Here is a 12060-nt window from a genome sequence, read left to right on the forward strand (position 1 = left end):
CCCGCAGTCGGCACTTGAGTTTTCTTCATGCCCAAACGGATATTCCGAAAATACCTGCCTTCACCGGAGCGTTTCAAAGACCACAAGTCTCTGCGTTTTCTGGGTGAGGTACTGTCGGATCCCAATCTCTGGCATATCAACCGGCGCTCCCTGGCCGGGGCGGCGTTCATCGGTGTGTTCACCGGGCTATTGCCGATCCCCATGCAGATGGGCGTGGCGGCGCTGCTGGCCGTGCGCTTTCACTGCAACCTGCCTCTCTCGGTCATCCTGGTGTGGATCTCCAACCCCATCACCTGGGTGCCGATTTTCTATTTCACCTACCGTATTGGCGCCTGGATGCTGGGCCTGCCGCCCCATGGCGGCGAAGGCATTACCGTGGCCTGGTTCGTGGAGCAGCTGGTGCCGCTATGGGTGGGGTCACTGACCTGCGCGGTATTGTTCGGCGCCCTGTCCTACATGGCGGTGAAGGTCGCCTGGCGGCTGGCGGTGATTCGCAGCTGGCAGCAACGCGCCCGGCGCCGTTTCAGGCGCCGTAACGCATCGGATCCCTCAGACCCGCCGCCGCAATAACCCTTCGTGCAGCTCGTATTGCTGCGGGCAGCGACCGGCAAATTCCTGATCGTGGGTGACGATCAGAAACGCCGTCTTGAGAGTGGCATTAAGATCCAGCATCAGGTCCTGCACCTGGGCGGCGGTGCGCTCGTCCAGGTTACCGGTGGGCTCATCGGCCATCACCAGGGCCGGCTCGGTAACCAGCGCCCGGGCAATGGCCACCCGCTGGCGTTCGCCACCACTGAGTGCCGAAGGCTTGTGCTTCACCCGCGGCCCCAGGCCGACCCGCTCCAGCATGGCAGCGGCGCGCGCCTGACAGAGCGCCGGTTTCTCGCCCCGAATCAGCAACGGCATGGCCACGTTTTCCAGCGCGGTGAACTCCGGCAACAGGTGATGAAACTGATAGACGAAACCCAGATAGCGGTTGCGCAACCGGCCGATCTGGCGATCCTTGAGGCAGGTCAGCGGCTGGCCGGCAATGTGCACCGTGCCCTGGCTGGGTTGATCCAGCCCGCCAAGCAGATTCAGCAAGGTGGACTTGCCGGAGCCCGAGGCACCGATAATGGCAAGGATATCGCCCTGCTCCACTTTCAGATCCACACCGCTGAGAACCTGCAAGCGGTTGCGTCCTTCCTGATAGGTCTTTACCACCTGCTCGGCGTGCAGCACGGTGGTCTGGGCAGCATTATTCATAGCGCAGCGCCTCCGCGGGTTGCACCCGGCTGGCTCGCCAGGATGGATAAAGGGTGGCCGAGAAGCTGATCAACAGGGAAATGCCCACAATGGTGAGCACATCGCTCCACTCCAGCTGGGACGGCAGATAGTTGACGAAATAGGCATCAAACAGATGGGCGTTGAAAGTGCGCTCCACCCAGGCCGCCACATCACTGACATTGGTGGCCAGCAGCACACCGATCACCGTGCCCAGCAAGGTGCCGGCGAGACCGATCAGCGAGCCCTGCACCATGAAGATACGCATGATCATGCCCGGCGAGGCACCCAGGGTTCGCAGCACGGCAATGTTGCCGCGCTTCTCGGTGACCAGCATCATCTGACTGGAAATGATATTGAACGCCGCCACCGCCACAATGAAGCTGAGCAACAGCGTCATCATGGTCTTCTCCATCTTGATCGCCTGGAACAGGCTGCCCTGACTGCGCGTCCAGTCCGAGGTGTAGTACTCCGGCCCCAGCTCCTGCTGCAGGGACCAGCCCAGTGCCGGCGCACTGAACAAATCGCGCAGCTTGAGCCGCACGCCTTCCACGGTGCCGGGCTGATGCTGCAGACGGGCGGCATCCTCCACATTCATGTAGGCATACAGGGAATCCACTTCCGCCCGCACCCGGAAAATACCGGTGACGGTAAAGCGCTTGAAGCGAGGCATGACCCCGGCCGGTGAAATGGTCGCCTCCGGCAGCACCAGCGTGACCTTGTCGCCCAGCCTGGCCCCCAGCTTGCGGGCCAGGCCGTAGCCGAGCACCACATTGAAGTCCCCGGATTTGAGCGACGACAGCTCACCGGCCTCCATGAAATCACCGACGATGGATACCTTGCGTTCAGCCTGGGGATCAATGCCATTGACCATGGTGCCGGCCACATTACCCCGGTAGGACAGCATGCCTTCCATCTGCACGAACGGTGCCGCCGCCAGCACACCATCATGCCCCTCCACGCGCTTGGCCAGGGCATGCCAGTCCTGTACCGGCTCACGGCCATGCACGGACAAATGGGTCACCATGCCAAGGATGCGGGTCTGCAATTCCCGGTCAAAGCCGTTCATCACCGACAGCACGGTAATCAGCACCGCCACCCCCAGCATCAGGCCCAGGGCCGAGATCAGGGTAATCACGGAAATAAAGCTGTTGCGGGCTCTGGCGCCGGTATAGCGCAGCCCCACATAAAAGGAGAGAGGTCGAAACATGGGCGCATTTAAACCGAATCGGGTGACAAATACTATGGCAACCTCCATGCACATGCATGGGCCTTTTTATGACGCCCGGTTATAGACGCAGTTCCCGGGCCGGGCCACCGCTTTGTGACAAGGGTCAGCGCCAGGCAACTGGCAAAGTGGTTGAATAGGCGCCGCTAACTTTCTAATATCGAAAGAAATTACCACTTCCTTTGGGGGAAGAAAGAATGACTATAAAAATAACCACCCTGCTGGCCACGGCGGTACTGGCCATGCCCGTTAGCGTTCTGGCGGCGGATGACGTTCCCCAGCGCGGCATGACCCAGTCCCAGGTGCGTGCCCAGTTTGGCGCCCCCGAACAGACCCGGCCGCCGGTGGGCAACCCGCCCATCACCCGCTGGCGCTATGACCATTTCACGGTCTATTTCGAACGCAACCTGACCCTCTACACCGTGGTCGATCAGCCGGCACAGCCGGCGCCAGCCGCCACCCAGCCACCGTCACAGACACCCCCGGCGCTGGTGCCAAAAGCCGCCCCGGCGCCGCAACCCGCCGCCGAAAGCAATGCGGCTGACAGCGAAGACATGACCTTCGACCCGATTTCCGGGCGCTTCGTGCCCGCAGGTGGCACGGGCGCGGATAGCGAGACATCCAGCGCCGCCGCCGATAAAACGGCAAGCAGCGCCACCGACCACACCGACTCAGTGCAGGCGGCAGAGCCCACTCCGGCAACCCCGCCGGCACAGAAAGCGGCGCCCAAGGCCGCCGCCGAGGCTCAACCTCCAGCGGCAAAAACCCCACCACCGGCCAAACCGAAGGCACCGCCCCCCGCACCTGCGCCACAGCAAAGCAGCGCCCCGGCCGGCAACAAGGATGCCGAGTTCCGTTTTGATCCGGTAACCGGTCGCATCGTCATCAGCGGCCAGGAGAATCAGGCCGCCGCGTCCCGCAATGCTCCGGAAGCCGCCGATGCCAAGGTCGATGCCAGCAAAAAGGCAGCGACCAACGCCGAGCCCAAGCCCCCGACCGAAAAACCCGCTGCCACAAAAAGCCCGGAACCGGCCGAAACACCGGCAGAACCGGCAGCCAGCCCCGACGAGGAGCACAGCGAGGCCCCCGGCAGCAACGACAGTAATGGCGGCGGCTACCATATTGACTGGGGTGCCCGCCAATAGCACACTCGCGCGCATGTTAACCCTCTAGCGGGATCCGCCCTCCATGCGCCAATTACTTCCTGAATGGCACCCCCAGTGGGGGGTGCTGCTGGCCTGGCCAGACAGCCTCACCGACTGGGCCGACCACCTGGCCGACGCCCAACAGTGTTATCTCGACCTGATGCATGCCCTGCTGGATCACGAGGGCGTGCTGCTGGTGTGCCGTGACAATGCCACCGAGACCCGCGTGCGCCAGCAACTGGCTGAACGCGGCACGGACTGCGCTCGACTGCGCACCGTGGTAGCCGATTACAACGACACCTGGGCCCGGGATTTCGGCCCCATTGCCGTGGCCGACGGCCTGCATACCCTGCTGCTCGATTACACCTTTACCGGCTGGGGCGGCAAGTTCGATGCCGACAAGGACAACCGCCTCAATCGTACCCTGCCCTGGCACCTGCCACTGGAAAACCAGGCACTGGTACTGGAAGGGGGCGCCATCGACACCGATGGCCAGGGCAACCTGCTAACCACCCGTCACTGCCTGCGCAACCCCAACCGCAATCCGTCGCTCACCGATGCGGAACTGGAAGCCAGCCTGAAAGCGCAGCTGGGCGTTGAGGCCATCTGGTGGCTGGAGCATGGCGAACTGGAAGGCGACGACACCGACGCCCATGTGGATACCCTGGCGCGTTTTGTGAACGCCCACACCGTGGCCTACGTGCAGTGCACCGACCCGGCCGACAGCCACTATGCCAGCCTCAACGCCATGGAAAGGGAGCTGCAGACACTGGCTGACCGGCATGGTCTGACCCTGGTGCCCCTGCCGCTGCCGGTAGCTCAGTACAGTGAGGACGGCGAGCGCCTGCCGGCGACTTATGCAAATTTCCTGATCAGCAACGACAAGATCCTGCTACCGATCTATCGCTGCGACACCGACCAGCAGGCCATTGATGCCCTGCAGGCGGTGGCCGGGGCGCGCACCGTGGTACCGATCGCTTGCCGGGTACTGATTGAACAGCATGGCAGCCTGCACTGTGTCACCATGCAGTTGCCACAGGGCGCACTGGGCCCTGGCAAGGAGGAAAGTCACTGATGCGTGTTGCCGTTATTCAGCAGAAAAACAGTGCGGACCTGGCCGCCAATCTGGATCATTCCCTGACATTGATCCGGGAGGCCGCCCGCCTGGGCGCCAACCTGGTCATGCTGCAGGAGCTGCACCGCAGCCTCTACTTCTGCCAGACCGAAGACACCGACGTGTTTGATCTGGCCGAGCCGATTCCCGGCCCCAGCACCGAACGCCTGGGCGCACTGGCCCGGGAACTGGATATCGTGATTGTCGCCAGCCTGTTCGAGAAACGGGCCGCCGGCCTTTACCACAACACCGCCGTGGTACTGGAAAAGGACGGCAGCCTGGCGGGTATCTACCGCAAGATGCATATTCCCGATGACCCGGGCTTTTACGAAAAATTCTATTTCACCCCCGGTGACGGACAATTCAACGACGGACGCAGCGGATTCAGCCCCATTGAAACCAGCGTTGGCAAACTGGGCCTGCTGGTGTGCTGGGATCAATGGTATCCGGAAGCGGCCCGCCTGATGGCCCTGGCCGGCGCCGACCTGTTGCTCTACCCCACCGCCATCGGCTGGGACCCCAACGACGATGCCGACGAACAGCAACGCCAGTGCGATGCCTGGATCACCATCCAGCGCGCCCATGGTGTCGCCAACGGTTTGCCGGTACTGGTGGCCAATCGCACCGGCTTCGAGCAAAGCCCGGTGGATGACAGCGGCATTCGTTTCTGGGGCAACAGCTTCGTGTGCGGCCCCCAGGGTGAATTCCTGGCCCGGGCCGGCAGTGACGATGAAGCCGTGCTGGTGGTGGATGTGGACATGCAGCGCAGCGAATCCGTGCGCCGCATCTGGCCCTACCTGCGTGACCGTCGGGTAGACGCCTACGGGGATCTGACCAAACGCTACCGCGATTGAACGATGTTTCCGGCTATCACAGGCTGCTGACCGGCGGACAGCGGTTGTACCTGGGCCAGCAACGACAGAATGTCGCCAGCCAGCTTCAGTGAAAAGTCATGGGGATGCAGCCCAACGCGCAGGGGCTGCCCGCTGCGGCGCGCGCGCATCAGATTCCAGCCATTGAACAGCCGCAGCACCAGGGCCCGCCAGCCGGTGTCGGCTTCGAAGCCCACCAGCGGCAAAGCATCGAAACGGTCTTCACGGGCATCGTAGATACCGCCCAGGGTCTCAAAATACCGGAAAGGCATACCGCTCAGTGCTTCTTTGCTGATGGCGCCCATGGCCCAGGCCGGCGGCACATAGAGCGCGGAGGGCGTGAGCCCCTGATCCACGAACCACTGGTGGCAATCACGGATCAGGCGAGCGATACCGCCCGCGGAGAAAGACAGGTGCTCGGCCACATTGCGTGAAAGAAACCGGCTGTGCAGGCGGTGATACAGGGTGGCCGGCGGCTGGCAGCGATGCTGCCAGCCATGGCCGGCCAGTGGATGCCCCTGACGCTGAAGATCCTGCAGCCAGTGCAGATCCGCGCGTTGCCAGTCACGGCCAGGCACCACCAGCAAAATGACCTGCTCCGCCGGCAGCGACAGGGTGTCCAGCATGGCCTGCACCGCATCACGGGTCTCGGGCATCACATCATGGATGGACACCAGCGCCGGCACCCGCCTGGTAGCATCAGAGTGCACTGCGGACATAGCTGCTACTCAGCCGGCGCAATACCGCCAGGGTGGGCGACGGCAACACCGCGCCCTGGCCCGGCGCCTGCACGGCGCAACCCGCCAGTACACCGCCCCAGTGGCCGATGGCATCCTCGTTCATGGCCAGGGCGGCGCGGCGAGCCTGGCAGGCCTTTTCACGACGGGTGACCGGGCTCAACCGCTGCATCCGCGCCAGGGTATCGGCCAGGCTTTCGCCCTGGTGCATCACCCACAATCCCTGGGCCAGTGCCGGCCACTCGTTGATACCGCAGGCCGGCGTGGTAATGACCAGTCGCTCACGAGCCATGGCTTCCAGGGCCACGGTGCCAAAGGCTTCCACGGCGGAGGGCAGCACCAGCACCTGGCTGCGATCGAGGATGTCCACGACCTGGGCACGGCTGCACCAGCCATGGAAGGTCAGGTTGCCCAGTGACCGGCAGGCGCTCTCCACCTTGCCGCGCAGGGGGCCATCACCGGCCACCTCGAACTGCAGGTCCGGGCGGCGCTCGGCCAGCGCCAGGAAACTTTCGATATTCTTTTCCGCCGCCAGGCGCCCCACGTAACAGACCCGTTCCACCGAATCAGACAGGGAGCGGACCGGCGTCTGCACGAATTCCGCCGCCAGCGGTGTACCCACCAGCTGCGGGTTACGGGCACCGGCGGCGCGGGCCTGGGCAATCATGGAGGCACAGATGGTGGCCGCTGCCGCACTGCCGCGGAACAGGGTGCGGTTGCCCCAGTTGAGCAGGCCCCCGGCCAGCCTGGCCAGCCGCTCTCCCCAGTAGAGTTCCACCAGGCGGTTGTAATCGGTCTGGAAGGTCACGCAGACCGGAATACCCCATTTTTTGGCGATCCAGTAGCCCGCCAGGGAAAAGATGCCGGGGCCCGGAATGACGATCACGTGGGGCTTCATCTCCCAGACCAGAGCACTGAGCTCGCGTATTTTCGGGAAGAAAAGGCGCTGGGTGGGATCCCCCGGGATGGGCATGGACGCTCCCTGGCAAGGATGAGGCTGCTGCATGCAGGGCTGCACCAGCTCCACCCGGGCCACGTGATTCTTCAGATGCGCGGCCAGATCCTGGAAGTAGGCACCTACCCCATTACGGCCTTTGATCGCATCCACCACAAACAGTATGCGCAGGTCTTTGGTATCCATGAGCGGCAGTATCCCGTCCGCCCATGTCTGAAATGTGACAGCACCCCAAAGCCTGACCGGAATTTTGCGACAAGATGTAACCGAATGCGTCAGGGCCGCGGGAAATCGAAGCGCTCGTAAACCCAGCCAAAGGTGTCGTTGAGCGCCTCGGCACTGACGCCCAGATCGTCAAGCGAATAGTGATGACCACTGCGATAACCGGCGGCCTTGCGATCCTGCTCCGCCAGCCGGGCCCGGTAGGCCTGATCGACCTGCCAGCCAAAGCGACGGTAAAACCCCAGCACCGTGTCCGCCGGCGCCGTCGCCAGGGTTTCCATCACCGACAGGGCCTGGCGATGCTCGGGCAGCGACGCCAGCGCCGCCAGCACATGGCGGTAGTAATAGTCGAGCATGTCCATGAAGCCCTGGCGCCAGTAGTCGCGGGTATCCCGGCCGTCAAACAGGCGCGCGCCGATCAGGATGGAATTGATCTGTGAGGGCACCGAGGCACTGGGGTTACGAACACAGCCGATAAAGCGGGCATCGGGGAAGGCCTGGGCCAGCGTCTCCATCCAGGGGGTGAAGGACGGATTCTTGGACAGCAGCACCTTGTCAGTGCCATGGAAATAAAGATGGCGTTGCACGAAGCGACGATAGGCTGTCATCAGCCGCTGCTTGTCTGCCTGACTGCCATCCCGATCCAGGTAGGTGAGCTGCCACAGGGCCGGCACCGGCACCACCAGCACCATCAGGAAACAGCCCCACACCGGGATCAGGCCCAGATAATCCTCCTCGGGATCAAGCAACCCGGTCTTGTGCACCCCGTCCAGCCCGCCCAGCAGACGCCGCTCGGCCCACATCAGCAAGCGGCCCAATGGGCGCCCCAGCCGCGAATCCAGACCGGCCACACCGGTCCAGAAATAGCGCTGGCTGATGGAGGGGGCAAACAGCAACTCCCACAGCGCCGTGGTGGTGAAGCGTTCATCCAGGGCCAGCAACCGGTGCAGGAAGGTGGTGCCACTGCGCGGCACGCCCACCACAAACAACGGTTCACGCACCGGCACCCGGCGAAAGCCGGGAAAAAGCAGATGATCCACACACAGGCCCAGAGCGTTGATGGCCTGTACGCTGACAAACAGCGGCCAGAACAGGGCCATGACCACCAATCGCTGCAGTGACAAACCACCAATGCGGCCCTGATAATCCGGCCACCAGCTGAGACAGAAAAAACGCAGATATCGGTTTAACAGTGACAACACGGCAGGCGTCCACGGCAACATGATTTATTGAAACAATAAAACAGTTCTGCGGCAGAAAAATGACAAACTTCCCCCTTGTGTCCGGGTCACAGCACTGTCATCTTCTTGGGAAACAATAAGGCCATGACTGCTGCAATGACCGCACCCTATCCCACTCTGGTTGGCCACCGCGGCGCCCGCGGTGAAGCCCCGGAAAATACCCTGGCCAGTTTTCAGGTGGCCGTGGATGCCGGCGTTACCGAAATCGAACTGGATGTGCGTCTGTCTTCCGACGGCCATCTGATCGTGCTGCATGACAGCGATGTGCAGCGTACCACCGGCCAGCGCGGTAACGCCCGCCATTACACCCTGGCCCAGCTGGGTGTCATGGATGCCCGGCGCAATACCCCCGGCTGGCACAGCCCCACCGGTATTCCCTCTCTGCAGGATGTCCTGGATCTGTGCGGCCCGGCCATGCGTTTCCAGTTCGAGGTCAAGGGAGCCGATCGCAGCGTGCTGCACCAGCTGGCCCATAACCTGACTCACATGATTCAGCAGCAGCAACTGCAATCACGGGTGGTGGTTACCTCCAGCCATACCGGGTTTCTGCGCATGATGGGTACCATGGCCCCGGATATCGACCGCGGCTATGTCTGCCAGTACCGCTACCTGCAACCGACCCGCCGTGCCCAGGGGCTGGGGTGCCGCTGGGTGATGCCCCATTTCAGCCTGGTGACGCCGGCGCTGATGCGCCGTGCCCGCCGCCGCGGCCTCAAGGTTTCGGTGTGGACGGTCAACGATCTGACCGAAGCCGAACGGCTGACCCGGCTGGGTGTAGACGGCATTATCACCGACTACCCCAGCAGCTTTGTCACGCACTTTCAGCGTCGGCAGGCTCACTCTCCCCGCTGATCGCCTTGGGCCCCATGGGTGCCTCGCTGAGAAAGGCCCGGATATCATCGGCCCGGGCCAGGGCATCCTTGCGCCCCAGCTCCAGCAGCGTGCGGGTAAACCCCGGCTGAAACAGCAGATAACTCATGGCGCTGGCCCCCGGTGAACGGGTCGCACCGGAACCGCGCAGGAAGAAGCGGACGCTTCTGGGCAGTTCCCTGACATGCTCGGCGGCAATTTCATCAATCGGCTCGGAGGGGTAAATCTTCAGCACTTCCACCTGGCGCAGCTGGATATCATTGCGCTTGCGCGCGCGCTCACTCACCGAGCCCAGGGTATGGTTGATCCGTTCCAGACGCTCCACATCCCCCTCCAGCGTGTCAACGAAGATGCTGTTAAGCACATGACCCAGCACCTGGGCCATGGACGGGTAACCACTGAGACGACGCTGATGGTGGGCGCTGGCATTACCGGACACCCCGATCACCAGCAGCCGCGACGCGCCCAGATGCAGTGCCGGGCTCACCGGCGCCAGCTGACGAAGGGCGCCATCCCCATAGAAGCCGCCATCCACCTTTTCCGCCGGAAACAGAATCGGGATAGCTGCCGAGGCCAGCAGATGCTGCACGCCGATATGCGAACGTTTGCCCAGACGGCGGGCCCGGGTCCACTCCTGCAGTTCATCGTGGCCCTGGAAAAAACTCACCGACTCGCCACTGCCGTAATTGGAGGCCGTGATCGCCAGCGCTCGCAGATTGCCCGCATCCAGGTTGCCCGAGATCTTGCGAAAGTTGATCACCAGATTGAGCAAGCGCTGCAGCGGCGTGTTGTCCAGCAGAGCACTCTTCTCCGGCGTACGCCCGGTGGCCACACCGGAAAACAACCAGCGCAGCACGCCCTTGAGGCAGGCAAAAAATTCCGTGCGATAAACCTGCTCGGCGGTGATATTGCTCCACACCCGCTCCAGCCCGCGCACGGCAACGCGAAAGTTGTCGGCATTGGCCGCCAGCGCGGCGGCATTGAGCGCCCCGGCGGACGTGCCGCAGATAATCGGAAAGGGATTGCGTTCACCGCGGGGGACCATCTCGGCCATGGCCGACAAGACCCCCACCTGATAGGCGGCCCGGGCGCCCCCGCCCGACAGAATCAGACCGCGTACCGGGTCCTGTTGCTGCATGGATCGACTCCTTGTGTCCTTTGATCAGTATGCCGCCCTGCCCCGTCGGCGTCACCCGTCACCGGCGTTTTCAATGGTTCCCTAATGCCGGACTCTGCCCTATGCTGCGGGCAACGCAGGACTGAACACCATGACCCTTACCCTTCGCCCCGCCATTGCTGACGACCTAAACGCCCTGGATGCGCTGGAGCAGCGCTGTTTCCAGAGCGACCGGTTGTCACGACGCAGTTTCCGCCACTGGATCCGGGCCCAGCATTCCGGGTTGATCGTCGCCGAAGAGGACGGCCAGCTACTGGGCTATGCCCTGGTGCTGTTACAGCAAGGCACCCGCCTGGCCCGACTCTATTCCATTGCCGTGGACCCGGACGGTCGCGGCCGTCAGCTGGGCCGCGCCCTGATGCAGGCCGCGGAAGACTATGCCCACAGTCAGCGACGCCTTTATCTGCGTCTGGAAGTGCGCCGCGACAATGAGCGCGCCATTCGCCTGTACCAGCAACTGGGTTATCAGCATTTCGATGAAATGCCGGATTACTACGAGGACCATGAAGACGCCCTGCGCTTCCAGAAACGGCTGCACTATCTGCCACAGAATGCGGAACAGCTGCAGGTGCCCTGGGTGCAGCAGAGCACACCGTTCACCTGTGGTCCGGCCTGTCTGCAGATGGCCATGGCGGCCCTGGGCGACTACCGCCCCACGGTCACCGAAGAGTTGTTGCTGTGGCGTGAAGCTACCACCATTTTCATGACCGCCGGCCATGGCGGCTGCCATCCACTGGGCCTGGCACTGGCCGCTCGTCAGCGGGGCCTGAATGCGGAAGTCTGGTGCAATCAGCGCGGCCCCCTGTTTGTGGATTCGGTCCGTGACAGCGCCAAGAAAGCGGTGATCGAAACCCTGCACGATCACTTCGTCGCCCAGGCCAAAGCTCAGCAGTTGCCGGTACATTACCGGGAATTCGGCGCCGACCAGATCGACCAGGCCATCGCTGCGGGCCGTATCGTGCTGGTGATGATCAGCACCTGGCGGCTGGACGGACGCAAGGCTCCACACTGGGTCGCTGTCAGTGGCAGTGATGACGAATGCTTTTACATCCACGACCCGGACCCAGGCGAGGAACAGGTACCGCTGGACTGCCAGTACGTGCCCATCAGTCGCCGTCTGTTCGGGCAGATGCATCGCTATGGACAGGCCAAACTGAAAACCGCCGTGGTCCTTGGTGGCTAGGCTCAATACCGCAAGCCAATAAAAAAGGTTCATCGCGGATTAGGGGGAAATCG

General features: G+C 63.0%; 12 protein-coding genes. 6 read left to right on the top strand and 6 right to left on the bottom strand.

Annotated features, from left to right (window positions below; genetic code table 11):
- Nucleotides 1-27 precede the first annotated feature (27 nt).
- On the top strand, nt 28-570 hold the full coding sequence (locus tag A11A3_RS04585; protein ID WP_008928100.1) for a DUF2062 domain-containing protein: 543 nt from the start codon (nt 28-30) through the stop codon (nt 568-570).
- Here A11A3_RS04585 and lolD read toward each other — a convergent pair.
- Together lolD and A11A3_RS04595 are read right to left on the bottom strand one after the other, a co-directional pair.
- Complete coding sequence (gene lolD, locus A11A3_RS04590) at nt 550-1245, bottom strand: lipoprotein-releasing ABC transporter ATP-binding protein LolD (RefSeq protein ID WP_008928101.1); 696 nt, start codon at nt 1243-1245, stop codon at nt 550-552. The genes A11A3_RS04585 and lolD overlap by 21 nt on opposite strands.
- Nucleotides 1238-2473 (bottom strand): lipoprotein-releasing ABC transporter permease subunit, encoded by a 1236-nt coding sequence (locus tag A11A3_RS04595; protein ID WP_008928102.1) that lies wholly within the window; start codon nt 2471-2473, stop codon nt 1238-1240. Before A11A3_RS04595 ends, lolD begins: the two co-directional genes overlap by 8 nt.
- Nucleotides 2474-2688: 215 nt before the next feature.
- Here A11A3_RS04595 and A11A3_RS04600 point away from each other — a divergent pair, with 215 nt between their 5' ends.
- From A11A3_RS04600 to A11A3_RS04610, 3 genes are read left to right on the top strand one after another with little or no spacing between them, the layout of a single operon-like run.
- Entirely contained in the window at nt 2689-3636 is a 948-nt protein-coding gene (locus A11A3_RS04600; protein ID WP_008928103.1) for a hypothetical protein, read from the top strand.
- Between the two features lie 43 nt (nt 3637-3679).
- Complete coding sequence (locus A11A3_RS04605) at nt 3680-4711, top strand: agmatine deiminase family protein (RefSeq protein ID WP_008928104.1); 1032 nt, start codon at nt 3680-3682, stop codon at nt 4709-4711.
- Nucleotides 4711-5604: a carbon-nitrogen hydrolase gene (locus A11A3_RS04610; protein WP_008928105.1), complete on the top strand. Its 894-nt coding sequence runs from the start codon at nt 4711-4713 to the stop codon at nt 5602-5604. The genes A11A3_RS04605 and A11A3_RS04610 overlap by 1 nt, the downstream gene beginning before the upstream one ends.
- Here the strand turns inward: A11A3_RS04610 and A11A3_RS04615 are convergent.
- The 3 genes from A11A3_RS04615 to A11A3_RS04625 all read right to left on the bottom strand — a co-directional run bounded on the left by A11A3_RS04615 (nt 5592) and on the right by A11A3_RS04625 (nt 8738).
- Nucleotides 5592-6341 (bottom strand): polysaccharide deacetylase family protein, encoded by a 750-nt coding sequence (locus A11A3_RS04615; protein WP_051011746.1) that lies wholly within the window; start codon nt 6339-6341, stop codon nt 5592-5594. The two genes, A11A3_RS04610 and A11A3_RS04615, sit on opposite strands and share 13 nt — an antisense overlap.
- Nucleotides 6322-7500, bottom strand: coding sequence for a glycosyltransferase (locus A11A3_RS04620; RefSeq protein ID WP_008928107.1), 1179 nt, complete (start codon nt 7498-7500; stop codon nt 6322-6324). Before A11A3_RS04620 ends, A11A3_RS04615 begins: the two co-directional genes overlap by 20 nt.
- 89 nt (nt 7501-7589) lie before the next feature.
- The gene (locus tag A11A3_RS04625) at nt 7590-8738 is read right to left on the bottom strand and encodes a sulfotransferase (RefSeq protein WP_008928108.1); all 1149 of its coding nucleotides are present in this window, start codon (nt 8736-8738) and stop codon (nt 7590-7592) included.
- 123 nt (nt 8739-8861) lie between these two features.
- Between A11A3_RS04625 and A11A3_RS04630 the strand changes: the two genes are divergently transcribed.
- Nucleotides 8862-9629 (top strand): glycerophosphodiester phosphodiesterase, encoded by a 768-nt coding sequence (locus tag A11A3_RS04630; RefSeq protein WP_237738827.1) that lies wholly within the window; start codon nt 8862-8864, stop codon nt 9627-9629.
- Here the strand turns inward: A11A3_RS04630 and A11A3_RS04635 are convergent.
- A complete protein-coding gene (locus A11A3_RS04635) occupies nt 9589-10785 on the bottom strand; it encodes a patatin-like phospholipase family protein (protein WP_008928110.1) in 1197 nt (398 codons plus the stop codon). The two genes, A11A3_RS04630 and A11A3_RS04635, sit on opposite strands and share 41 nt — an antisense overlap.
- A 130-nt stretch (nt 10786-10915) precedes the next feature.
- Between A11A3_RS04635 and A11A3_RS04640 the strand changes: the two genes are divergently transcribed.
- Nucleotides 10916-12007 carry a GNAT family N-acetyltransferase/peptidase C39 family protein gene (locus A11A3_RS04640; RefSeq protein ID WP_008928111.1) on the top strand — a complete coding sequence of 364 codons (1092 nt, stop codon included), beginning with the start codon at nt 10916-10918 and terminating at the stop codon, nt 12005-12007.
- Nucleotides 12008-12060: the final 53 nt, after the last annotated feature.

Source organism: Alcanivorax hongdengensis A-11-3, from assembly GCF_000300995.1.
GTDB classification, from domain to species: domain Bacteria; phylum Pseudomonadota; class Gammaproteobacteria; order Pseudomonadales; family Alcanivoracaceae; genus Alcanivorax; species Alcanivorax hongdengensis.

What these genes read in the sequence shown, in the direction of transcription:
- A11A3_RS04610 (WP_008928105.1), top strand. Translation starts at nt 4,711, where the DNA reads ATGCGTGTTGCCGTTATTCAGCAGAAAAACAGTGCGGACCTGGCCGCC.
- A11A3_RS04615 (WP_051011746.1), bottom strand. Translation starts at nt 6,341, where the DNA reads ATGTCCGCAGTGCACTCTGATGCTACCAGGCGGGTGCCGGCGCTGGTG.
- A11A3_RS04595 (WP_008928102.1), bottom strand. Translation starts at nt 2,473, where the DNA reads ATGTTTCGACCTCTCTCCTTTTATGTGGGGCTGCGCTATACCGGCGCC.
- A11A3_RS04630 (WP_237738827.1), top strand. Translation starts at nt 8,862, where the DNA reads ATGACTGCTGCAATGACCGCACCCTATCCCACTCTGGTTGGCCACCGC.
- A11A3_RS04635 (WP_008928110.1), bottom strand. Translation starts at nt 10,785, where the DNA reads ATGCAGCAACAGGACCCGGTACGCGGTCTGATTCTGTCGGGCGGGGGC.
- A11A3_RS04620 (WP_008928107.1), bottom strand. Translation starts at nt 7,500, where the DNA reads ATGGATACCAAAGACCTGCGCATACTGTTTGTGGTGGATGCGATCAAA.
- A11A3_RS04600 (WP_008928103.1), top strand. Translation starts at nt 2,689, where the DNA reads ATGACTATAAAAATAACCACCCTGCTGGCCACGGCGGTACTGGCCATG.
- A11A3_RS04585 (WP_008928100.1), top strand. Translation starts at nt 28, where the DNA reads ATGCCCAAACGGATATTCCGAAAATACCTGCCTTCACCGGAGCGTTTC.
- A11A3_RS04640 (WP_008928111.1), top strand. Translation starts at nt 10,916, where the DNA reads ATGACCCTTACCCTTCGCCCCGCCATTGCTGACGACCTAAACGCCCTG.
- A11A3_RS04605 (WP_008928104.1), top strand. Translation starts at nt 3,680, where the DNA reads ATGCGCCAATTACTTCCTGAATGGCACCCCCAGTGGGGGGTGCTGCTG.
- lolD (WP_008928101.1), bottom strand. Translation starts at nt 1,245, where the DNA reads ATGAATAATGCTGCCCAGACCACCGTGCTGCACGCCGAGCAGGTGGTA.